This is a genomic window from Deinococcus sedimenti, assembly GCF_014648135.1.
Lineage (GTDB): Bacteria > Deinococcota > Deinococci > Deinococcales > Deinococcaceae > Deinococcus > Deinococcus sedimenti.
Window position 1 is genome coordinate 1,016,028 of sequence record NZ_BMQN01000001.1, and the last position, 21,328, is coordinate 1,037,355.

Below are 21,328 nucleotides of genomic sequence, written 5' to 3' on the forward strand. Positions count from 1 at the left end.
TCGGATTCCTCAATCATACACCTGACCCGGACTGCATTACAACAGATTTTTGCCGTCTGCAACCGGATTTATCCGTTTTTGACGTTCCTAAATTTTCTCTCAATTTCTCATCATGTAAGGGTTCAGCCAGTCATGTCACCGTAAGGTCACTTATGGCAGAGCGGCTGCAACAACTCATGGAGGATGCGGACGCCCGACCGACTGGAACACCTCGGGAGCCCGCTCGCATCCTGTTCCTGTCCGACACGCTGCCGCCCCTGGGGCAATACCTCCGGGAACGCAGCACCTTCCTCGCCACCTGCGAAGTCATCGACGTGAGCACGCAGGCCGACGCGCTGCGCGAACAGACGCCCCCGGATCTGGTCGTGCTGCAGGTCGCTCCGGGCCGCACCCCCAGCGACCAGCTGATCACGCACGCCCAGCACCACTGGCCCTTCACGGCCTTCAGCGTCGACGCGGATCACGACCTGTCCAGCCTGACCGAGCAGCACGGCGTCATGACCACCCTGGCCGCCCCGAACCTGAACGAACTGCACGCCGCCATCGAACACGAGGTTACCGAGCTGAGTTTCGGCGCCATCCGCGGCGTGACCCTGCCCAGCCTCCTGCAGATCCTGCACTGGGAGCAGCGCACGCTGGCCGTCAAGGTGCAGGAGGGCGAGCACCGGGGCTACCTGCACCTGTGCCGCGGCGAACTGGTGGACGCCACCGAGCACCCCGGCGGGCTGACTGGAGAGGACGCCGCGTTCGCGCTGCTGTCGTTCCAGCATCCTCACATGCAGTTGGAACGGTCGTACCTCAACCAGCGGCGGAACATCACCACGCCCCTGACCAACCTGCTGATGGAGGCGATGAAACGCCTAGACGAGCACCCCGCCCCGCCCCCCACGGACAACCCGGCCCTGCTGGAGGACAGCATGTTCTTCAAACGCTGGCTCAAGTCGTACGGCGAACCGACCCCACAGGACCCCACGGGTTCACCCGACCCGCCTGACCAGCCAGCGGCCGCGCCCAGCCCCGACTCCATTCCTTCCATCCCGGAGGTCACCGACATGAGCAACGTCAAAGAAATTCTGGACTCGGCCATGGGCATTGACGGCGCGCTTGCTGCGGCGCTCGTGGATTACAGCAGCGGCATGGCCCTGGGCACCGCGGGGGGCGGCATGAACCTCGAACTGGCCGCCGCCGGCAACACGGAAGTCGTCCGCGCCAAGCTGCGCACCATGGACAGCCTGGGCATCAAGGGCCCCATCGAGGACATCCTGATCACGCTGGACAACCAGTACCACATCATCTACGTGATTCCGCAGCTGTCGATGTTCCTGTATCTGGTGCTGTCGAAGGAACGGGCGAACCTGGCCATGGCCCGGTTCAAGCTCAAGGGGCTGGCCGGCACCATGGCCGTGTAGTTCAGTCGGTGGTCCGGGCGGCGCCTCACACGGGCGCCGCTGTTTGCTGGTCCGCGGCCGGGCCGGTGGATCGAGAGCGGAGCGACCATTGCGCTGACGCTTCGCCCGTATAGTTGGCACTCATGAATTCGTCAGCTGTTGCGGTGCAGGGCCTCCCGGGGGGGCTGTCATGAAGGTCGCGGTGCTGTGCCATGCCAGCGCCGGCGGGTCCGGGGTGGTGGCCACCGAACTGGGCCTGCAGGTCGCCCGGGCCGGTCACGAGGTGCATTTCGTGGGAGCGGCGCAGCCGTTCCGCCTGACCGGGCAGCGCTGCATGACCGGCCCGTACTTTCATCAGGTGGGCGGATACGCCTACGCCCTGTTCGACCAGCCGTACCCGGAGCTGGCCGCGGCGAACACCCTGACGGAAGTCATTCAGGAATACGGCGTGGAACTGTCCCACGCTCACTACGCCATCCCACATGCGACGGCCGCCATTCACGCGCGGGCGATCACGGGCCGGTCCCGCGTGATCACGACCCTGCACGGCACGGACGTGACCCTGGTCGGCCTGGAACCCGCCTTCCGGTCCACGACCCGGCACGCCATCGAGCAGAGTGACCGCGTGACGGCCGTCTCGCATTACCTCGCGGCGCACACGCGTGAGGTGTTCGGCGTCGAGCGGGAGATCGACGTGATTCACAATTTCGTGGACAGCGACCGGTTCGTGCGGGTGACCGACCCGGCCGTCCGCGCCCGTTTCGCGCATCCGGACGAGGCGCTGCTGGTGCACGTCAGCAACTTCCGGCCCGTGAAACGCGCCTGTGACGTGGTCGAGGTGTTCGCCCGGGTCGCCAGTGAGATCCCGGCGCGTCTCCTGATGATCGGGGACGGCCCGGAACGGCCCAAGGCCATGGAACTGGCGCAGGCGCGCGGCGTGATCGGCCGCACGCACTTCCTGGGGTCGTTCCCGGACGTGGAGACCGTGCTGGGCATCAGCGACCTGTTCGTGCTGCCCAGTCAGCAGGAGAGTTTCGGGCTGGCCGCGCTGGAAGCCATGAGCTGCGAGGTTCCGGTCGTCGCGTCGCGGGCCGGCGGAATTCCCGAGGTGGTTCAGGACGGCGTGAACGGCTTCCTGGCCGACGTGGGCGACGTGGACCACATGGCCGACCGCGCGCTTCAGGTCCTGCGCAACCGTGACCTGTACACCAGTCTGGGTCAGGCGGGGCGCCGCGCGGCCGTCGATCAGTTCCACCCGTCGGTGATCGTGCCGCAGTACCTCGCCGCGTACGAGCGGACACTCGCCTGAGCCGCGAGCGGCCCTCTTGACCGGCGCCGGTCGCGTGGCCCAGACTGTGGTCTAAAGTTCACAGGCAACGCTTGCCCGGACGGGCACGACCTCTCACCGCAGATGCTGCGGGCAGAGGTCGTGCCCGTCTGTTCTGCTGCCCTTTTTCCTCGCTGGAGGGTTTCTGACCATGAGTATCTTTCCGCTGCTGTCCACCCAACATGACCACACGCCCGCCTACACCGAGCGCCTCGGCGCGCCCCTCGGAACGACCGTGCGGGTCCGCGTGCGCACCACCCTGTCCGTCACGGGCGTGAGCCTGAAGTTCGTCCGGGTGGGCGAGATCGAAACGGTTCCCGCATGTGAGATCGCTCCGGTCGGCGATGAACCGGGCCGCTGGTTCGAGGCCGACCTGCCCGTGCACGAGGGACGGGTCCGGTACTCGTGGCAGCTGAACTTCACGAACGATCACCTGAACCTCACTGGCCTGGGCCTGCACCGCACCCGGCGCGGGTTCCGGTCCTGGTTCACGTACCTGACCGGACACGTCGCGCCCGAGTGGGCGTGGGAAAGCGTGTTCTACCAGATCTTCCCCGACCGGTTCCGGAACGGGGATCCCACGAACGACGTGCAGACCGGCGAGTACGTGTACGGCGACCGGGTCGTGGAACACGTCGAGTGGAGCACGCCCATCGACGCGTGGGGCGACATTCACGGCCATTACGGCGGGGACCTGAACGGCATCACGCAGGCGCTCCCGTACCTGCAGGACCTGGGGGTGACGGGGCTGTGGCTCACGCCGATCTTCGTGTCGCCCAGCAACCACCGCTACGACATCACCGACTACCGCCACGTGGACCCGCACCTGGGTGGGGACGCGGCCTGGGACGAACTGGTCCGCGAATCCGCGAGGGCCGGTATCCGCATCGTGCTGGACGGGGTGTTCAATCACGTCGGGAACGAGAACGCCCTGTTCCGGGCGGCCGTGGAGGACGAACTGTCTCCGGAGCGCGCCATGTTCACGTGGCGGGACGAACCCGGGAAACTGCCCTACCATGCGTTCTTCGACGTGCCGACCCTCCCGAAGATCGACTACCGCAACGAGTCCGCCGTGAAGGAATTCTTCAGCGGCGAGGAGAGCGTGGTGAGGCACTGGCTGCGCCGGGGGGCGGCCGGCTGGCGTCTGGACGTGGCGCACATGATCGGCACGGGCGGCACCGACGAGGACAACCTGCCGCTGCACCGCACCCTGAAAAGCGCCGCGCGCGAGGAGACCGGCGACGCGTACGTGTTCGGCGAGCGCTTCTACGACCCGGAACACGCGCTCGACGGCCAGGGTGAGGACGGCAGCATGAACTACCACGGGTTCGGCCTTCCGGTCATGCAGTGGCTGGCGCGCGCGAACATGATGTTCGAGCCCAGCGCCGTGTGCGGCGAGGAACTCGTGGAGATCCTGTGGGACGCCTACCACGCCCTGCCGCCTCAGGTGGCCCTGAGCATGTTCAACGTGCTCGAATCTCACGACATCGCCCGGGCGTTGTACCGGGTGAGCAACGACCGCACCCGCTTCCTGGCCGGTGTCACGCTGCTGATGGGCTACGCGGGGGTGCCCTGCACGTACTACGGCAGCGAGGTCGGGGTCACGCAGTCACGGGACGGGTCGATGCCGTGGTGCCGCGAGGCGATGCCCTGGACCGAATCGGAGTGGGACGTGACCCTGCGTGAGCGGATGAAGGCCCTGATCGCGGTGCGCCGCTCCACGCGCGCCCTGCAGCGCGGCAGCCTGCGCTTCGTACATGCCGAGGAGGACGCCGTGGCGTTCCTGCGAGAGTACGCGCAGGAGGGCGGGCTGGTGGAGCGGGCCGCCGTGATCGCCAGCCGCCGCACGGACGCCCATGACGTGCACCTCTCACTCCCGGACGGCGAGTGGCGCGACGCGGTGACCGGCGAGGTGTTCCGGGGTGGGCGCGTGACGCTGGACGCGGCCGGCGGGCGCATCCTGCTGCTGAACTGACGCGGTCTGCGGCGCCGTGGAGTATGCTCGTGTCACATGTCACATGCACACGACTCGGCGTTGTACGCGCAGTGGGTGACCCTTCTCGGCTGGCTGGAAGCCGAGGCGGCCACCCGTGGTCTGGGGTTCGAGAAGGTCGCGGACTTCCCGGACTACATCTACCGCATGGAGCGGCCCTACGACCTGCCGACCACCGTCATGAGCGTCAGCCTGAGCGATCAGGGGCAGCCGATGCTCGTCGCCGGGGTCAGCCCCCGGCACGTGGACCTCAAGGGCGTGTCGCTGCGCCTGATGGGCGGCAGCAAGCACTGGCACCTGCACGCCGGGGATCACACGCTGCTGGAGGGCAAGCGGCCGTTCACTCGGGAACGACTGGCGCTGCTGCTGGACGGCGCGCTGCGCGGCGTGCGCCAGAGCGCCTGACCTGACTCCCGCGGCCCCCTCCACCCACATCAGGGGGTCGGGGTCGCGGTCTGTTTCACGCCACGTTGCGCCGTCTGCCTGCATGATGCGATCCCGACGCGGCCACCGCTGTCCGCCGTGTGGGCGGGGCGGTCAGTGTTCGCGCACGAATCCGCTCTGCAGGAAATCCTGAACGAGTGGTTCCAGATCATGCAGGGCCACGTCGGTCCGCATGGCGTATTCCGCCGGGGAAAGGTCCTCGCTCAGCGCCCGCATGAAGGTCAGGCCCGGCTGGCCGTGCTTGGCGCGGAACGCCTGATGCACGCTGGTGATGGCGTTCATGGCGTCCTTGCCCCGCAGGGTGAGGGTGTAATGGTGATGCGCCCACCCGGCCAGGCTGCGCGGCAGGATCAGCGTCTGGGGCCGCAGCGGCGCCGGGAACGCGCCCTCGTAGGGTAGGGTGGCCGGCATGGTGGCCATGATCTCTCCCCGCGCGTAGAAGATGGCGCCTCCCGGCCGGGCGTGCAGGCCAGTAAAATCCTCGGTCAGGTTGAATTTCCAGGCGCGTGAGCCGATGCCGCTCAACACGTGCGCCAACTCCGCCGACAGCGGATGAGCGCTGAGCTGCGCACCCTGCTCGTACAGGCTGAGCAGCTCGCCCAGCGCCTGCTCACCCGTGACGCTGCCGGACGCGGCGGTGACCGTGCGGCCCTCGAACAGCAGCACGAACGCCTGCTGTTCACCCAGCACCGCGTGCAGGTACCCGTACCACGCCTGTTCATGCAGGAATTTCAGGAAACCGTGCAGGTCACAGAACTGCTGGCTCAACCCGGCATGGCTGGGAGCGGATTCCGGCAGGAAACGGGCCAGGAACGGCGACGCGCCGGGAAACATCGGCAGCAGGTCCGGGACCATGTCGGGCAGGTCCGGCACGTCACCGGCCACAGTTGAGCGGAGTGGATCGAGGGGAGGAATTCCACTGGGTTCAGGCATGCTGCACTCCGCGCCGGGTCATCAGATCGCCCGTTCCCGGGCCGACGGGTCATCCTTGCCCGCCTCGCCAAGCGGTTGCAGTCCCGCCCGGTACCGCTGGGCGTTCAGGACGTACCGCTGCGCGTTGCCGCCGCTGGGGGCGTGGCGGACCACCCGGGCGGGCACCCCGACGGCCAGCATGCCGTCCGGCACGTGGGTGCCTTCGGGGAGGACCGCACCGGCGCCCAGCATCGCGCCAGCCCCGAGGCTGCTGCCGCTGAGCATCACGGCGCCCATCCCGACCAGACTGCCGGGGCCGCAGGTGGCACCGTGGACGATGGCGCGGTGGCCGACCGTGACGTGATCGTCCAGCACGCAGGGCCAGCCGGCGTCGGTGTGCAGCACGGCGCCGTCCTGCACGTTGCAGCCGGGTCCGATCCGGATGGGCTCCAGGTCGCCGCGCAGGACCGCTCCGAACCACACGCTGGCTTGAGCGCTGACGGTGACCTGCCCGATCAGGTCGGCGCTCGGGGCGATGAAGGCCGTGGGATGGATGTCGGGGCGGTGCCCGTCCAGGGCGTAGAGCGGCATGGATCCTCCAGAGTCGGTCACGGTGGGCGGCCTCCCGCCGGGCGGGCCGTTGGAGGACAGATCTCCGTGATCAGGTGAATTGCCGTCAGGGTAGCACGCGCTTCCACGCCCGGTCAGCCCGGAATGAAGGGGGCCGCCCGGCACGCTCATGTTCGCCACATGACGCGGGTGGGCCGTGCGATACTCCGGGGGTCTCAACGTGATTCCACCGTCCACAAGGTTCAGCCTTAGAGGGCTGCGTCTGGCTGGAGTTCGCCTGGGATGCAAGGAGAGTTATGGCTCAAGGTCGTGTGAAGTGGTTCAACGTGGAGAAGGGCTACGGCTTCATCGAGCACCCCGGCAACCCGGACGTGTTCGTGCATTACAGCGCCATCCAGAGCGGCGGCTTCCGCAAGCTCAACGAGGGTGACGAGGTCGACTTCGAAGTGGAGGCCGGGCAGGGCAGCAAGGGCCCGCAGGCCAAGAACGTGCAGGTCACCAACGCCGCGCCCGCCCCCATGGCGGCCCGTGGTGGCGGCAGCCGCTGGTAAGCCACTCCGTTTCGCAGTGCCGGAGGCCCTCTCGGGGCCTCTTCTTCATGACGCACGCCACGTGAGCAGGCGGCCCAACAGCATCTGCCGCACCGGACCCCCTGGTGGCCGCCTACGATGGACGGGTGAGCGAACCCACCACCCCAGAGTCCCGCCCCCTGGGGCGCCATGATCCCACCGGGACCCGTCCCACGTCGGCTGCACTGGCCGACGGGCCGCCCGCGCCGATGGGTGGCCCCGCCGACCCGCCGGACGTGATGCGCCACGACCTCTCCTTCACCGGGTCCGCCGGGGAGTACTTCCGGCTGTGGATCGTGAATGTCGCCCTGACGCTGGTCACGCTGGGTATCTACCTGCCGTGGGCGCGCGTGCGGACCCGGCAGTACTTCTACGGGCACACCTGGCTGGACGGTCAGAACTTCGAGTACCGCGCCAACCCGGCGGCACTGCTGCGCGGGTACCTGCTGGTGGGCGCGCTGTTCCTGCTGTACGGGTATTCACTGGACCGTGAACTGTACTGGCTGATGATCCCGATTCTGCTGCTGTACGCCGGGGCGTACCCCTGGCTGGTGTGGCGGTCACTGCGCTTCCAGGCGGCCAACACGTTCCACCGGGGCCTGAACTTCTCCTTTCACGGCACGGCCGGTGAGTCGTACGTGGCGTACGGCGCGGCGAACCTCGCGGCGTCGGTGGCGGGCATCTTCGCGTTGCCGTGGGCGTGGTTCATGCAGCGGCAGTATCAGGTCAGGGGGCTGGGCTACGGGCAGGCGCGCGGGCATTTCCGGGGGGACGTCGCGCCGTTCTACCTGATTGGCCTGACGTCGCTGGGTCTGAGCGTGGGGGGCGTGATCGTGGCGCTGCTGCTGGGCGGCATGGTGGCGGGCGCGTGGTCGGCCCTCAGTGGCGAACTGACGTCCGGGAGGGGTGAGATCTGGGACCGGGTCTCCCCCACCACGCTCTGGATCTTCGCGGGCGTGGCGTACGTGTCGTTCCTGCTGCTGTACGTGGTGGGCTGGCAGTACGTGCGCGGCGCCACCATGAAGTACGTACTGAACAACGCCGAGCTGGGCGGCGTGGTCCGCTCGGGCGCCACCTTCAACCCGTGGGGCCTGGTGTGGATCAGCGTCACGAACAGCCTCGCGCAGGTCCTCACGCTGGGCCTGGCGACCCCGTGGGCCGCCATCCGCCGCGCGCGCTTCGTGCTGCTGGGCACGCACATCCGGGCGATCACGGACCTCGACCACTTCCGCGGGCAGGCGCAACTGCCCGGCACGGCGCTGGGCGAGGCGGCGTCGGAACTGCTGGACATCCAGGTGGGCTTCTGATGCCCGCACTGGCGCCCGGGTCCGAGACGCTGCGGGGCGTCTATTTCGACGGGCACAGCAGCCGAGATCGCGCCGCGACCCTCACACTCAGCGATCCGGTCCGACTGGACCTAGAGGGCGAGTCGCAGGTGTTTCCGGCCTCGGCGGTCGTCACGGACCCTCCCGTGCCGGGCGTGCGGCGCGTGGTGCGCCTGCCGGGAGGCGCGCGCTTCGAGACGACCGAGTTCGCGGCGCTTCTCGCCTGGGAACGGGCCAGGGGCCAGCACCGGGCGCTGCGGGGCGTGGCGTGGCTGGAGGCCCGCTGGGGGAGCGCCCTGGCCGCCGTCGTGGTGGCTTTCGCGCTGACCGGCGCATTTCTGGTGTGGGGCATTCCGGCGCTGGCCACCCAGGCAGCCCACGTCACGCCCCGCGGGGTCCTGGCATCGTTCGACGAGCAGACGCTGCAGGTGCTGGAGGATCAGGATCTGGTCGGGCCGAGCGGGCTGCCCACCGAACGACAGGCGGCGCTGCAACGGCAGTTCCGGGCGGTTCAGGCGTGGGCGGGCGGCGGGTACCCGTACCGCCTGCTGATCCGCGACGGGGAGCCCAGCGGGTTCGGCGGGGTGGGCGCCAACGCGTTCGCGCTGCCGAACGGAACGATCGTGATGACCGATCAGCTGGTGGCCCTGGCCCGCAGTGATCGGGAACTTCTGGGCGTGCTGGCGCACGAGACCGGGCACGTCACGCGGCGGCATGGCCTGGCGGCGGTGTATCAGGGGCTGGGGCTGGGACTGGTGACGACCCTCATCACGGGGGACCTGGTCAGCGCCAGCACCTTCGCGGCGGCGGTTCCGGCCGCGATCCTGCGCGGCGGGTACTCGCGCGACGCGGAGACCGAGGCGGACCGCGTGTCGGCGGACTTCATGCTCTCGCAGTACGGCACGACGAAGCCGCTTCAGGACATCCTCGCCCGCCTCGACAGGGAGGAGGAGGACGACCCGGCGGACCCGTCGTGGCTGGACATCTTCCGGTCGCATCCGGTCACCAGTGAGCGGGTGGCGGCCCTGAAAGCGCTGGACCGTCCCTGATGACGGGGCGCGGGCGGGTGGCAGAATGCGCGGGTGACCGCTGACCTGCCCCGCTCGAGTGCCCTGACCTCTCCCCTGCTGGCCCTGGATATCGGGGGGACGAGCATGCGCGCGGCGCTGGTGCAGGGCGGGCAGGTGCTGGAGCGCGTGGAGGCCCGCACGCCCCGCCCGGCCACACCCGACGCGGTGATAGAGGCAGCAATTGCGCTGGCCCGGCCCCTCGCCGCACGCGCAGCGGCGGTGGGCGTGGCGTGCGCGGGCGCCGTGGCGCGGGGTCGCGTGACGGCCACCGCCACCCACACCTTCCCCGGCTGGGTGGACATTCCCCTCGCGGAGCGGCTGGGCGCGGGGCTGGGCCTGCCGTGCGCGGCGCTGAACGACGCGCGGGCCGCCGCGTGGGGCGAGTACGCCGCCGGGTCGGGCGGAGGCACGACCGAGTTCATGTTCGTGACGATCAGCACCGGGGTCGGGGCCGGGCTGGTGCTGGGTGGGAAGCTGCATCTGGCCGCCAACGGCCTGGACGCCGAACTGGGCTTCGTGACCGTCCCGGCGCACTGGAACGCGGGTGCGCCCACCCCGGCGGGGCGCCTGGCGCCGCTGGAGTTCGAGTCGAGTGGCACGGCCCTGAACGCCCGCGCCGTGACGCTGGGGTTCGCGGACGCCCGCTCCCTGTGCGACGCGGCCGAGGCAGGGGACGCGACAGCGGACGCGGAGTACCGGCACTCGGCGGCAGGGCTAGCGTGGAAAATCGCGGACATCGCCGCGCTGATCGGCGTGACGCGCGTGGCGCTGGGCGGCAGCGTCGGCCTGCGTCCCGGCTACCGGACCCGCGTGCAGGAGGCGCTGGCGGCGTTCCCGGAACGCTACCGGCCCGAGGTGGTGCACGCGGCCCTGGGTGCGGACGCCGGCCTGATCGGCGCGGCGCTGTGGGCGGCCCGCTCGGCCAACGGGTGAACAAGCGGGGGTGATTCAGTCGACCTGTACGGCGCAGCTGGGACTTGGCAGTCACATGAGCAGGCTGCGGGCGTCCTCCCAGTGTGCCTGGCGGCGGGGTGCCACGGTTTGGCGCAGTGCACCCACAACGGTCACCCCGGTGGCGGGCGGGGAATCCCCGCGGTGACGCTGCGCCGACTGGGGACCTGTCTGGTCGATCCGTCATGGACGTGACTGGAGCGTGACCAACATGCGACCGACGACGCCTTTGCATTTGACAGGTGCGGGGTCCGTTTCGACCTCCTCCCCACAACTCGGAAATGGTCATTTTGAGCGTCTGACAGCGTGTTTACGCACCTGCGGGCCGGTGTGTTAGCCTCGCGGCAACCACAAGGAGGCCGTATGAGCAGCACCCTGATGGAAGGATTCCTTCCCTTCGAGCACGAACCGTACTTCAACTTCAAGGACACCCAGGTGGCCGAGCGGCAGCGCGCCGCGTTCGCCTTGGTGCGCGAGCGGTACCTGGGCAAGGCCTTCCCGCTGATCGTGAACGGGCGGGAGGTGCAGGGCGAGGGCACCTTCGACGTCCGCAACCCCGCCGACACGCGCGAGGTCGTCTGGTCCTTCCAGATGGCCACCCCCGCCCAGCTGGACGAGGCCGTGAAGGCGGCGCAGGCGGCGTTCGAGGAGTGGCGGTTCACCGAGCCGTTCCAGCGCGCCACGATCTTCAAGCGGGCCGCCGAGCTGCTGCGCGCGCGCCGCATGGAATTCAACGCCGTCATGACCCTGGAGAACGGCAAGAACTGGTTCGAGGCGGACGGCGAGGTCGCGGAGTCCGTGGATCACTTCGAGGTCTTCGCGCGGGAAACGATGCGCTGGGCGAGCGGCAAGCCCGTGTACCCCATGCCGGACGAGCACGTCACAACCGTGTACGAGCCGCTGGGCGTCGTGGCCTGCATCAGCCCCTGGAACTTCCCCAGCGCGATCCCGCTGGGCATGGCGCTGGGCGCGCTGGCCGCCGGGAACACCGTCCTCTGGAAGCCCGCGTCCGAGACGCCGCTGTCGTCGTACCTGATGATCGAGCTGCTGTTCGAGGCCGGGCTGCCGCGTGGGACCGTGCAGTTCCTGACCGGCACGGACGACGTGCTGGGCGATCCGCTGGTGGATCACCCCGGCGTGCGGATGATCGCGTTCACGGGCAGCAAGGAGATCGGCTGCCGCATCTACGAGCGGGCCGCGCGGGTGCAGCCGGGCCAGAAGTGGCTCAAGCGCGTCATCGCCGAGATGGGCGGCAAGGACCCGACGGTCGTGTGCGCCGACGGTGACCTGGAAGCCGCCGCGACCGGCATCGTGCAGGCGGCGTTCGGGTACAGCGGGCAGAAGTGCAGCGCCTGCTCCCGCGTGATCGTCGAGGAGAGCGTGTACGACGACCTGCTGGCCCGCGTGGTCGAGAAGGCGCGCGGCCTGAAGGTGGGCCTCCCCGAGGAGAACGCGGACCTGGGTCCCGTGATCACGCAGGGCAGCGCCGAGCGCATCACGAAGTACGTGCAGGAGGGGCAGGGCCGCGTGCGCCTGCTGCTGGGCGGCGATGCGCCCGACGTGGGCGAGCGCGTGGGCGGCTACGTGGCCCCCACGATCCTCGCGGACGTGCCCGCCGACGACGCGCTGTTCCAGGAGGAGATCTTCGGCCCGGTCCTGGCCTTCACGAAGGCCCGCGACTGGCAGCATGCCATCGAACTGGCGAACGACAGCGAGTACGGCCTGACCGCCGCGTTCTACTCCCGCGACCCCCGCAAGATCGACGAGGCCCGCAAAAAGATTCACGTGGGCAACCTGTACGTGAACCGCAAGTGCACGGGCGCGCTGAGCGGCACGCACGCCTTCGGCGGGTACGGCATGAGCGGCACGAACGCCAAGGTGGGCGGCCCGGACTACCTGTTCTGGTTCCTGCAGACGAAAACCATCGCGCAGCGCTACTGAGGGCGCGCGGGGTCGGGTCAGGGTTGCCCGCGCAGCCACGCCCGCCCCGCCGCCTCGTCCGGCACGAAGCGGATCGCCGGGTGGCGGGCGTGTTCGCGGGCCAGTTCCGCGAAACGCTCGCCGTACCGGGCCGGGTCGGGCACGACCACCGCGACGGGCAGGCAGTAGTTCACGAACTTCTGGAACAGTTCGCCCAGCAGCCCCGTGCGCAGGTTCAGGAAGTCGGCGCCGAGGTCCGTGTCGTGCAGGAGGAGGCCCGCGTGCCCGAAGGTCGCGCCCACCACCTGCGGAATGTCGGTGGCGGACTGAAGCGTCAGGCCCAGCTCGGGCAGGGTCGTGACCTTGTCGGACTGTTGGGGTTCCATCCTCCCATTCTCGTTTCTCGCCGCAATCTGGGACACTGGCCACATGACGGATGACTCACGCAATCAACGCTCGCAGCTCGCGTTCGCCCGGCTCCTGCCGAAACTGTTCCGGGGGGGGCAGGCGTTCGTGGGCGTCGAGGCGTCCATCAGCGGCCTGACCGACGAGCAGGCCACCACCCGCCCGGCGGGCCTGCCGCACAGCGTCGCGGAACTCGTGGCGCACGTGAACTGGTGGAACCGCTGGATGCTGGACATCATCGAGATGGGTCAGGCCCAGCCATACCCGAAGCACGCCTCGGACACCTGGCCCGAGGTGCAGGCGAGTGACTGGCCGCGCGTGAAGAACGAGTTCTACGAGCTGCTGGCCCGCATCGACCCGCACGCGGCGCGCCCGGACCTGTCCAACCCCGTGAACCACGAGGAGACCATCGGGGAGCTGCTGGCGGACATGGCGCTGCATACGGCACATCACTTCGGGCAGGTGGTCACGGTGCGGCAGGCGCTGAACCTGTGGCCTCCTCCCGGCGGCGGGGACACGTGGTGACCCTGGACGGCGTGGCGGGACTGTTCGCGGGCGGACCGGCGAACGTTCCCTGGACGCGGGCACTGGATGGTCTGGGCGAGGTCGAGGCGGCGCGCGTGCCGGTCGGTCTGCCCCATTCGGTCGCGCAGGTCGCCGCGCACGTGCGGTTCTGGCAGGACTGGCTGCTGGAGCTGTCAGGTGGGGGCACGCCGGTCTGGCCGGACCACGCGGCGGACGGCTGGCCCGAACCCGGCGACTGGACTGACCTGCGTGCGGCGCTGCTGGACGGTCAGGACCGCCTGCAGGTCCTGACGCGCGACGCGGCGTTCACGGCGGGACACACTCCCGGCGGCCAGTCCTGGGCGACCCTGCTGTCGAATTTTGCCGGGCATGGCGTGTACCACCTGGGGCAGGTCGTGCTGATCCGGCAGGCGCTGGGCCTGTGGCCGCCACCCGGCGGCGGGGACACCTAGTAGGGAAAGAGGATTTCTATGTCGAACGTGTTTTACCGCAGCAGCAAGTCGTACCCGGTCGCCGTGCGCGCCGGGGGCGTGTTCATCGAGACGCAGGACGGTCGGTCGTTCCTGGACGGGTCGTCCGGGGCGCTGGTGGCGAACATCGGGCATGGGCGCGTGTCCGTGGCGCAGGCGATGGCAGAGCAGGCGTCCCGGCTGGCGTTCGTGCACGGTTCGCAGTTCACCAGTGACGTGCTGGAGGAGTATGCGTCACGCCTCGCCACCTTCCTGGATCTGCCGGGGTACCGCTTCTGGGCGGTGTCGGGCGGGTCCGAGGCGAACGAGAGTGCCATCAAGCTCGCGCGCCAGTACCACGTGGAGCGTGGTGAGCCGGGGCGCTTCAAGGTGATCACGCGGGTGCCCAGCTATCACGGCGCGTCGCTGGGCGCGCTGGCCGCGTCGGGGATGGGCGCGCGGCGCGAGGTGTACGCGCCCCTGATCCGCGAGGACGCCTGGCCGAAGATGCCGAAACCCGACCCGACCCTGAGCGGCGAGGAGGATGCCGAGCGGCTGCGCGCGGTGCTGGAGGCGGCCGGGCCGGAGTCCGTCGCGGCGTTCATCTGCGAGCCGGTGGTGGGTGCGTCGGACGCGGCGCTCGCCCCGAACACCGGGTACCACGCGCGGGTAGCGGCGATCTGCCGGGAGTACGGCGTGCTGTTCGTCGCGGACGAGGTCATGAGCGGCATGGGCCGCTGCGGCGCGCCGCTGGCGGTGCGACTGGGCGGGGAGGTCACGCCGGACATCGTCGTGCTGGGCAAGGGCCTCGCGGCGGGCTACGCGCCCCTGGCGGGCCTGATGGCCAGCCCCGAGGTGTACGGCACGGTCATGGACGGCAGCGGGGCCTTCAAGCACGGGTTCACGTACGCGGGGCATCCGGTCAGCGTGGCGGCGGGCCTGAGCGTCCTGGACATCGTCGAGCAGGAGGGGCTGGTGCAGGCGGCCCGAGAGCGCGGCGCGCAGCTCCTCGCGGGCCTGGAAGTCCTGAAAGCTCGCCACCCGCATATCCTCGCGGTGCGTGGGCAGGGTCTGCTGCTGGGCGTGGTGCTGGGCGACCCGGCCACCGGGCAGGCGTTCGAGCGGCCCGGACTGGCCGACCGGGTCGCCGCCGCCGCGCGCGAGGAGGGCCTGCTGACCTACCCCGGCTCCGGCGCGGTGGACGGCGTGCGCGGCGATCACCTGCTGCTGGGGCCACCCCTGAGCATCACGCCCGCCGAGGTCGATGTGCTCCTTGAACGCCTGGACCGCGCCCTAGCGTCGCTGGGCGTCCCATCCTGAAACCTCTGTCCGATGCGGTCGGGGACAGCGGGTGTGTGCTGGGCTGAACCTCTACACCGCGGTCACTCGATCATGCTTGGGGGGCCGCAGCCGGACGTCCGGTGCGGCCCCCTCCCCCTTGCGTGGCCTTATTCGACGCGGGTCTCGACGCTGATCTCGCTGTTCAGGCTGGCTGCCACCGAGCAGTACTTCTCGTGGCTGAGGTGCGCGGCCTTGCTCAGGGTCTCCTCGGTGATGCCGTCCCCGCTGGCGATGTGCCGCACGGTGATGTGCGTGTAGCGTTTGGGGTCGGTGTCGGCCCGCTCGCCCTCGACCTCGATGCGGTAACTGCTCAGGGGCGTGCGGCGCTTTTTCATGATTTCCACGACATCGTACGCGGTGCAGGTGGCCAGGGCGCCCAGCAGGGCCTCCATGGGGGACACGCCGACCTTGGTGGGGCTGTTGTCGATCAGGAGCTGGTGGCCGCTCTCACTGACGCCCAGGTAGCGCTGCTCGCCGAGCCAGGTGACGTTCAGGGTCTTCTTCATGCCCTCACGCTAGCGCGTCCCGGGCCGGGCCACTGTCCTCCTGTCCGGGCAGGTCGTCCTCGAACAGGTCGTCGGCCGTCAGGTCGAGGTCCTCGCCCTGGTCCTCCTCCAGTTCGGGCAGGCGCACGCGGAAGGTGGCTCCGCCGCCGGGCGTGTCGATCACGTCGATGGTGCCGCCGTGCGCGGTGACGACCTGCTGCGCGATGGTCAGGCCCAGCCCGGCCGATCCGGCTTCCTTACCGCGGTAGAACTTGTCGAAGATGCGGGGCTTGACGCTATCCGGCACGCCTGGCCCGTGGTCGACGACGCGCACCTCGATCTCACCGGCGCGGGGTTCCATTTCCAGGTGCACCAGATGGGCGCCGCCGGTGACGCGGATGGCGTTCGTCACGAGGTTCACGAACACCTGCGTGAGTCGTCCGGGGTCGCCCACGATCTCGTAGTTGCCTTCCGGGGCGTTGACGCCGTAGTCGCGGCCCACCTGCCGCAGCAGGTTCCCGAGGTTCGTGAAGTGCATCTCGATGCTCTGCACGAGTTCCCCGCGTGACAGTTGCAGCAGGTCGTTCACGAGGCGGGTCATGTTTTCCGCGACGCGCTGCGCGTCCTGCAGGGTCTGGCTGCCCCCCGCTTCCCGTTCGGCGCGCCGCAGGTAGCCGTGCAGCGCGGTCAGGGGCGTGCGCAGTTCGTGGCTGGTTTCGGCCAGGAACGTCTTCTGAAGGTTCAGGGCCTCTTCCAGCTGCTTGGCCTGGATTTCCAGCCGCTGGCTCTGACGTTCGGCGGTGTTGCGCAGACGCTCGACTTCCTCCAGGCGGGCCTTGAGGCGGTCGTTCAGCGCGCGGATCTCCCGTTCGGCCCGTTCGCGCTGAATGCGGGACTCGACCTCGTTCATGGCGCGGCGGATGCTGGACGGCAGCCTCTCCAGGCGCTGCTTGAGGATGTAGTCTGTGACGCCCTCACGCAGGGTGTCCACGGCCGTCTCCTCGCCCATGGCGCCGGTCACGATGATAAACGGCACGCTGGGGAGGTGCTGGTGCGCGGCGCGGTAGGCGCTGAGGCCGTCGTAACTGGGCAGCGCGAAGTCACTCAGGATCAGGTGCGGCCGAACGCTGTCCAGCGCAGCCAGGAACCCGGGTTCGTCCTCGACGCGGGTAATCTCGACCGGCCAGGGGAGTTCCTCCTCGACGTGCATGGTGACCAGTTCGTGGTCCAGTTCGCTGTCCTCGAGGTGCAGGAGGCGCAGCGGCTCGCCGGGGGCGGGAAGGGCGTCGGTCATGAGGGGCCCTGGAGGGGCAGCGTGACGCTGAAGGTGGCGCCCTCGCCGGGTCGTCCCTCGGCCTGGACGTGGCCGCCATGACGGGTGACGATTCGCCGGACGTTGGCGAGGCCGATGCCGATCCCTTCGAACTCCTCGGCGCGGTGCAGTCGTTGGAACACGCCGAACAGTTTATCTGTGTAGCGGGGGTCGAATCCCAGGCCGTTGTCGGTGACGTTTAACGTCACTTCATGATCCTGCTCGGTAGCGGTGATCTGCACGAGCGCCTCCTCCCGTCCGCGGGAGTACTTGATGGCGTTGCTCAGCAGGTTCGTGAACACGAGGGTCAGCAGCGCGTCGTCGCCCTGCACGGTGGGCAGCTGATCCGGCAGGTCCAGGGTGATCCGCCGGCCCGTGCGGTCATGCTCCAGGCTGCGCCAGCTGGCCTCGATGACGCGGCGCAGGTCCACCGGGGTGTGCCGGAGTTCCTGGCGGCCCATGCGGGAGAAGGCCAGCAGGTCGTCGATCAGCTGACTCATGCGGCTGGCCGAGTCCTTGATCACCGTCAGGTACCGCTGGCCCTTGGGGGTCAGGCTGGCGCCGGTCTCCTTGGCAAGCAGGTCCCCGAAGCCCACGATGTGCCGCAGCGGCGTGCGCAGGTCGTGACTGACCGAGTAGCTGAACGCCTCGAGTTCGCGGTTCGCGGCCTCCAGTTCGCGGGTGCGCTGCTGCACGCGTTCCTCCAGCGACAGGTTCAGCGTCTGCAGGTCCGCCTGCGCGGCCTGGACGCGTTCCTGCAGGCGATCATTCGTGAGGGCTGACGCGAACCGCTGAGCGAGTTCCTGCGCCAGATCCTGATCCCGGGCCGTCAGGGACTGCCGGTACAGCAGGCCCAGCACGCCGATCATGGTGCCGTCCCGGCTGATCAGCGGGTAGAACAGCGCGCCCGTGGCGTTCACTTGGTACAGGGCCGGATCCGCGTCGATGAACACCGGGTCCTCGCTGGCCAGCACCTGTTCGATGGCCCCGCCTGCGACCACCTGGAAGGCCGCGGCGTGCCACGTGGCCGACGGGGACGACACCGCTACCAGCTGCGTGGGGTGCACGGTCCACAGGGCGCCGCTGTCCACGAAGCGGCCGTCCAGGCGGGCCAGCGCGGCGCGGTAGCGGTCGTGACGCAGGTGGCTGGGGTCGTCGCTGCGCCCGGAGAGCTGTTCGGACACGTCGGCCAGCAGGCGGGCGGTCTGCTCGGCGTACACCTGATCGTCCACGTCGGTGCTGGTGCCCACCCACTCGATGACCTGCCCCTCACCGTCCAGCACGGGTAGCCCCCGGGTCACGAAGGCGCGGAACTGCCCGTCGGCACGCAGCAGGCGGTGCTCGGCCTCGAAGGCGCGGCCGGAGCCCAGGGCAGCCTGCCAGCGGCGCTGATAGTCCGCGCGGTCGTCCGGATGGATCAGGCTGCTCAGCGGCTGCGCGGCGCGGGGTTCACCGACGAACTCGGTCCAGCGGCGGTTGAAGTAGGCGGCGGTGCCGCGCGGGTCGGTCAGCCACACGATCTGCGGCATGCCCTCCAGCACGGCCCGGTAGCGCTCCTCGTTGCGCTGGGCGCGCCGCTCGGCAAGCAGCCGGTCGTGAATGTCGGTGGCGGTCGTGACCCAGGCGCGGACCTGCGGGCCGGGGTCGGCCGGGTCGCGGACCGGGTTGATCCGCACCTGGAACCAGCGCTCGCCGTGCGTGGTCTGCAGTTGCCACTCGCTGCTGGCGTCGCGGGCACTGACGGCCACCTGATCGCGCCACTGCTGGTAGGCGCCCCGCTCTTCCGGGTTCAGGTGTCCGCTCAGGTCACCGCCGCCGAGCAGCTGCTGGTGCGCGAGGTTGCGGTACCGGATTCCGCCGGACGCGCCGGACAGCTGCACGATCATCGGCAGGGTGTCGAGCACCGCCCGCGAGCGGCGCTCCTCGGCCTGCAGGGCCTGTTCGGCCGCGACGCGCTCCCGGATGTCCCGCACGACCTCCAGCAGGCCCAGCAGGCTGCCGTCCGGGGCGTGTACCTCGCTGCGCTGCGCCTCGCCGGAGAACACGCTGCCGTCCGCCCGCAGGTAGTTCGTCGAGAGCGGCGCGAAGCGGCTGCGGCCGTCCAGGCGCCGGTCGGCGTGAATGACCCCCAGCGGCCGGCCTTCCAGGTCACGGTGGCCCAGCCACTCGCCCAGGGCGTGGTTCACCAGTCGGATGCGGCCCTCCGCGTCGGTGAACACCGCGCCGTCCTGCATGGACTGGAAGATCGCCTCGAACTCGGCTCGGGAGGCGTCCTGCAGCGCCCGTGCCTGCAACAGCGACACGTTGGTCAGTTCCGCGCGGCCCCGGGCGTCCACCTGCGCCTTCACGATCCGGAACGCAAACCCGGCGATGAGCAGGCCCAGCAGGGCAATCAGGTACGGCACGACGGCCGCCAGGTCCCGCCCGAAAGTGGAGTCGGCCTGAAAGGACAGCGTCCAGGGTTGCCCCATCAGCGTGAAGCTGGTGCGGGTCGTGAACCCCCGGTCGAAGGTGGGGCGCGGCACCACGCCGCTGCTGCCGATCACCTGCCCGGCCAGGCTGACCTGGGCGCGCAGGTTACCGGACAGCCGGCCGGTGCCCTCCAGACCGCGCAGCAGGTCGGCGGCGCTGACCGCCAGGTAGATGAAGCCTCGGCGCGTGGTGTCCTCCTGCACCGGCAGGGCCACGATGAATCCCGGGATGGGTTGCCGCGCCGGGTCGCGCTGCACCAGCATCAGCAGCGTGGAGGCCTGCGTGCGGTTGCTCTCCTGGGCGCGCGACAGGGCGCTGCGGCGGAGGGGCTCGGCGTTCATGTCAAACCCGAGCGCCACGAGGTTCTCGGGGGTGGCGGGTGCGACGCGGGTGATGATGACCCGCTCGGCCTGGATCTCACCAGTGGCCCGGACGGTGATGTCCGGGGAGACCGTCCGCCGCAGTTCCGTTTCCAGCTGCCGCGCCTGGGCGGCGGGGACGGCACGCGCGTACCCGACGGCCTTCACGCCGGGGTAGCGGCGGGCGAGGTCCAGTCCGGTCACGTAGCGGTCGAAGTCGGCCTCGTTGGCCCGCTCGGCCAGGGACTCCCAGCTGGACCGGGTGGCTTCCAGCAGGCGTTCGTACACCAGCACGCGGTCGCGCAGCAGTTGCGTGTACGCGCCGGCCTCGCGTTCGAAGCGGCTGCGCTGCTGGTCCCGCGCGAACGAGTGCACCACGAACGCCACGACCAGGGACAGGATGACGACCAGCAGCAGCACCAGCGCGGGGACCTGCCGGCCGCGGGCAGGAGGCAGGCGGATCACCCGGTCGACCCGGCCGCCGCGCGTCCGGACGCGGCGAGTGCACCCAGAAAGACTTCGACCGGTACGTCCGCGCCGGTCCATGCCTGGAAGGCCAGTCTGGCCTGGTGGGCCAGCATGCCCAGCCCGTTCTCCGCGGCGAGCCCGTGGGCGCGGGCGTCGCGCATCAGGCGGGTTTCCTCGGGCTTGTACACCATGTCGTACACGAGCGCCCCGGCAGGGAGCCGCGCCAGGAACGTGGCGTCCAGCGGGGTCTGGTCGGGGTCGTTCAGTCCGGCGCTGCTGGCGTTGATGACCAGGGCGGCGCGGGTCCAGGGAGCGGACCCGGCGGGTACAGCGGCCACCTGGAAGTCCGCGTCCGGCGCGGACCAGTGGTGGGCGATGGCCTGCGCGCGGCTCAGGGTGCGGTTCACGATCCAGACGTTCTGCTCACCCATGATCAGCGCCGTGTACACGGCGGCCCGCGCTGCGCCCCCGGCGCCGAGCACGATCACGTCCGCACCCTGCTCAAAGGTGTACCCGGCGTCGGCCAGCGCCTGCCTCAGGCCGGGCGCGTCGGTATTGTCACCGTGCAGCCGACCGTTCCGGTGCACGATGGTGTTCACGGCCCCGATGGACCGCGCCGCCTTACTCAGGGAGTCCAGCAGCGGCAGCGCAGTCTCCTTGTGCGGCAGGCTGAGGTTCGCACCCAGCACGCCGGTCTCCCTCAGGCTAGAGACGGCCGCGGGGAGGTCCGGAGCGGGCACCTGCCGCGCCTCGTAATTCCCGTTCAGGCCGGCGTGGGCGAAAGCGGCGCGGTGCATTCGGGGAGACAGCGAGTGGGCCGCCGGGTCCGCGAACAGGTAGGCACGCAGCGGTTGGGCAGGGTCCGGCACGGTCACCCCATCAGTCTATGTCAGTCCGCGCCGCCGACTGGCCGGGTGTGCGGCGGGAAACTAAGGGAAATGGGGGATGCGGCTGCGCGTGGCGTGGGCGCACAATGTGCCGGGGGGCACGGCCCCCGCGCGCGGCCATGCGCGAGAATGCGGGCCTCCGACCTCACCCTTCGT

General features: G+C 69.8%; 19 protein-coding genes. 12 read left to right on the top strand and 7 right to left on the bottom strand.

From position 1 onward, the window contains the following. The first annotated feature begins 152 nt into the window (after positions 1 to 152). From IEY69_RS05110 to IEY69_RS05125, 4 genes are all read left to right on the top strand, one after another. Positions 153 to 1,409: a DUF4388 domain-containing protein gene (locus IEY69_RS05110; protein WP_189072010.1), complete on the top strand. Its 1,257-nt coding sequence runs from the start codon at positions 153 to 155 to the stop codon at positions 1,407 to 1,409. Positions 1,410 to 1,578: 169 nt separating this feature from the next. Then, on the top strand, positions 1,579 to 2,697 hold the full coding sequence (bshA, locus tag IEY69_RS05115; protein WP_189072011.1) for an N-acetyl-alpha-D-glucosaminyl L-malate synthase BshA: 1,119 nt from the start codon (positions 1,579 to 1,581) through the stop codon (positions 2,695 to 2,697). A gap of 169 nt (positions 2,698 to 2,866) precedes the next feature. Then, on the top strand, positions 2,867 to 4,690 hold the full coding sequence (locus tag IEY69_RS05120) for an alpha-amylase family glycosyl hydrolase (RefSeq protein ID WP_189072012.1): 1,824 nt from the start codon (positions 2,867 to 2,869) through the stop codon (positions 4,688 to 4,690). Between the two features lie 36 nt (positions 4,691 to 4,726). After that, positions 4,727 to 5,113 carry an NADH-quinone oxidoreductase subunit 15 gene (locus IEY69_RS05125; RefSeq protein ID WP_189072013.1) on the top strand — a complete coding sequence of 129 codons (387 nt, stop codon included), beginning with the start codon at positions 4,727 to 4,729 and terminating at the stop codon, positions 5,111 to 5,113. A 132-nt stretch (positions 5,114 to 5,245) separates the two neighbouring features. Here the strand turns inward: IEY69_RS05125 and IEY69_RS05130 are convergent, their stop codons facing one another. Continuing rightward, positions 5,246 to 6,085: a hypothetical protein gene (locus tag IEY69_RS05130; RefSeq protein ID WP_229783636.1), complete on the bottom strand. Its 840-nt coding sequence runs from the start codon at positions 6,083 to 6,085 to the stop codon at positions 5,246 to 5,248. A 21-nt stretch (positions 6,086 to 6,106) separates the two neighbouring features. After that, on the bottom strand, positions 6,107 to 6,655 hold the full coding sequence (locus IEY69_RS05135) for a gamma carbonic anhydrase family protein (RefSeq protein ID WP_189072014.1): 549 nt from the start codon (positions 6,653 to 6,655) through the stop codon (positions 6,107 to 6,109). 275 nt (positions 6,656 to 6,930) lie between these two features. Between IEY69_RS05135 and IEY69_RS05140 the strand changes: the two genes are divergently transcribed. The 5 genes from IEY69_RS05140 (at position 6,931) to IEY69_RS05160 (ending at position 12,490) form a co-directional block, all read left to right on the top strand. Beyond that, positions 6,931 to 7,185: a cold-shock protein gene (locus IEY69_RS05140; protein WP_189072015.1), complete on the top strand. Its 255-nt coding sequence runs from the start codon at positions 6,931 to 6,933 to the stop codon at positions 7,183 to 7,185. A gap of 125 nt (positions 7,186 to 7,310) precedes the next feature. Then, positions 7,311 to 8,510 (top strand): YjgN family protein, encoded by a 1,200-nt coding sequence (locus IEY69_RS05145; RefSeq protein ID WP_189072016.1) that lies wholly within the window; start codon positions 7,311 to 7,313, stop codon positions 8,508 to 8,510. After that, a complete protein-coding gene (locus tag IEY69_RS05150) occupies positions 8,510 to 9,577 on the top strand; it encodes a M48 family metallopeptidase (protein ID WP_189072017.1) in 1,068 nt (355 codons plus the stop codon). Before IEY69_RS05145 ends, IEY69_RS05150 begins: the two co-directional genes overlap by 1 nt. Before the next feature lie 33 nt (positions 9,578 to 9,610). Then, positions 9,611 to 10,531: an ROK family protein gene (locus tag IEY69_RS05155; RefSeq protein ID WP_268243846.1), complete on the top strand. Its 921-nt coding sequence runs from the start codon at positions 9,611 to 9,613 to the stop codon at positions 10,529 to 10,531. Positions 10,532 to 10,912: 381 nt separating this feature from the next. Then, entirely contained in the window at positions 10,913 to 12,490 is a 1,578-nt protein-coding gene (locus IEY69_RS05160) for an L-glutamate gamma-semialdehyde dehydrogenase (protein WP_189072018.1), read from the top strand. A gap of 17 nt (positions 12,491 to 12,507) precedes the next feature. On the opposite strand, the gene IEY69_RS05165 is transcribed toward IEY69_RS05160, so the two are convergent. Further along, on the bottom strand, positions 12,508 to 12,855 hold the full coding sequence (locus IEY69_RS05165; RefSeq protein ID WP_189072019.1) for a DUF4180 domain-containing protein: 348 nt from the start codon (positions 12,853 to 12,855) through the stop codon (positions 12,508 to 12,510). Positions 12,856 to 12,898: 43 nt separating this feature from the next. Between IEY69_RS05165 and IEY69_RS05170 the strand changes: the two genes are divergently transcribed. From IEY69_RS05170 to IEY69_RS05180, 3 genes are read left to right on the top strand one after another with little or no spacing between them, the layout of a single operon-like run. After that, on the top strand, positions 12,899 to 13,399 hold the full coding sequence (locus IEY69_RS05170) for a DinB family protein (RefSeq protein ID WP_189072020.1): 501 nt from the start codon (positions 12,899 to 12,901) through the stop codon (positions 13,397 to 13,399). Further along, positions 13,393 to 13,851, top strand: coding sequence for a DinB family protein (locus tag IEY69_RS05175; protein ID WP_189072021.1), 459 nt, complete (start codon positions 13,393 to 13,395; stop codon positions 13,849 to 13,851). The genes IEY69_RS05170 and IEY69_RS05175 overlap by 7 nt, the downstream gene beginning before the upstream one ends. A gap of 18 nt (positions 13,852 to 13,869) precedes the next feature. Then, positions 13,870 to 15,168, top strand: coding sequence for an aminotransferase family protein (locus tag IEY69_RS05180; protein WP_189072022.1), 1,299 nt, complete (start codon positions 13,870 to 13,872; stop codon positions 15,166 to 15,168). Positions 15,169 to 15,296: 128 nt separating this feature from the next. Here IEY69_RS05180 and IEY69_RS05185 read toward each other — a convergent pair whose 3' ends face one another. The 4 genes from IEY69_RS05185 to aroE are packed head-to-tail and all read right to left on the bottom strand — an operon-like array spanning position 15,297 to position 21,160. Further along, complete coding sequence (locus tag IEY69_RS05185) at positions 15,297 to 15,695, bottom strand: OsmC family protein (RefSeq protein ID WP_189072023.1); 399 nt, start codon at positions 15,693 to 15,695, stop codon at positions 15,297 to 15,299. A 4-nt stretch (positions 15,696 to 15,699) separates the two neighbouring features. Next, positions 15,700 to 16,968, bottom strand: coding sequence for a sensor histidine kinase (locus tag IEY69_RS05190; RefSeq protein WP_189072024.1), 1,269 nt, complete (start codon positions 16,966 to 16,968; stop codon positions 15,700 to 15,702). Then, positions 16,965 to 20,282 carry a CHASE domain-containing protein gene (locus tag IEY69_RS05195; RefSeq protein WP_229783637.1) on the bottom strand — a complete coding sequence of 1,106 codons (3,318 nt, stop codon included), beginning with the start codon at positions 20,280 to 20,282 and terminating at the stop codon, positions 16,965 to 16,967. The genes IEY69_RS05190 and IEY69_RS05195 overlap by 4 nt, the downstream gene beginning before the upstream one ends. Then, positions 20,279 to 21,160 carry a shikimate dehydrogenase gene (aroE, locus tag IEY69_RS05200; RefSeq protein WP_268243847.1) on the bottom strand — a complete coding sequence of 294 codons (882 nt, stop codon included), beginning with the start codon at positions 21,158 to 21,160 and terminating at the stop codon, positions 20,279 to 20,281. The genes IEY69_RS05195 and aroE overlap by 4 nt, the downstream gene beginning before the upstream one ends. Positions 21,161 to 21,328: the final 168 nt, after the last annotated feature.

What these genes read in the sequence shown, in the direction of transcription:
- IEY69_RS05120 (WP_189072012.1), top strand. Translation starts at nt 2,867, where the DNA reads ATGAGTATCTTTCCGCTGCTGTCCACCCAACATGACCACACGCCCGCC.
- IEY69_RS05160 (WP_189072018.1), top strand. Translation starts at nt 10,913, where the DNA reads ATGAGCAGCACCCTGATGGAAGGATTCCTTCCCTTCGAGCACGAACCG.
- IEY69_RS05135 (WP_189072014.1), bottom strand. Translation starts at nt 6,655, where the DNA reads ATGCCGCTCTACGCCCTGGACGGGCACCGCCCCGACATCCATCCCACG.
- IEY69_RS05165 (WP_189072019.1), bottom strand. Translation starts at nt 12,855, where the DNA reads ATGGAACCCCAACAGTCCGACAAGGTCACGACCCTGCCCGAGCTGGGC.
- IEY69_RS05110 (WP_189072010.1), top strand. Translation starts at nt 153, where the DNA reads ATGGCAGAGCGGCTGCAACAACTCATGGAGGATGCGGACGCCCGACCG.
- IEY69_RS05140 (WP_189072015.1), top strand. Translation starts at nt 6,931, where the DNA reads ATGGCTCAAGGTCGTGTGAAGTGGTTCAACGTGGAGAAGGGCTACGGC.
- IEY69_RS05190 (WP_189072024.1), bottom strand. Translation starts at nt 16,968, where the DNA reads ATGACCGACGCCCTTCCCGCCCCCGGCGAGCCGCTGCGCCTCCTGCAC.
- IEY69_RS05185 (WP_189072023.1), bottom strand. Translation starts at nt 15,695, where the DNA reads ATGAAGAAGACCCTGAACGTCACCTGGCTCGGCGAGCAGCGCTACCTG.
- IEY69_RS05130 (WP_229783636.1), bottom strand. Translation starts at nt 6,085, where the DNA reads ATGCCTGAACCCAGTGGAATTCCTCCCCTCGATCCACTCCGCTCAACT.
- IEY69_RS05170 (WP_189072020.1), top strand. Translation starts at nt 12,899, where the DNA reads ATGACGGATGACTCACGCAATCAACGCTCGCAGCTCGCGTTCGCCCGG.
- IEY69_RS05150 (WP_189072017.1), top strand. Translation starts at nt 8,510, where the DNA reads ATGCCCGCACTGGCGCCCGGGTCCGAGACGCTGCGGGGCGTCTATTTC.
- IEY69_RS05180 (WP_189072022.1), top strand. Translation starts at nt 13,870, where the DNA reads ATGTCGAACGTGTTTTACCGCAGCAGCAAGTCGTACCCGGTCGCCGTG.
- IEY69_RS05125 (WP_189072013.1), top strand. Translation starts at nt 4,727, where the DNA reads ATGTCACATGCACACGACTCGGCGTTGTACGCGCAGTGGGTGACCCTT.
- bshA (WP_189072011.1), top strand. Translation starts at nt 1,579, where the DNA reads ATGAAGGTCGCGGTGCTGTGCCATGCCAGCGCCGGCGGGTCCGGGGTG.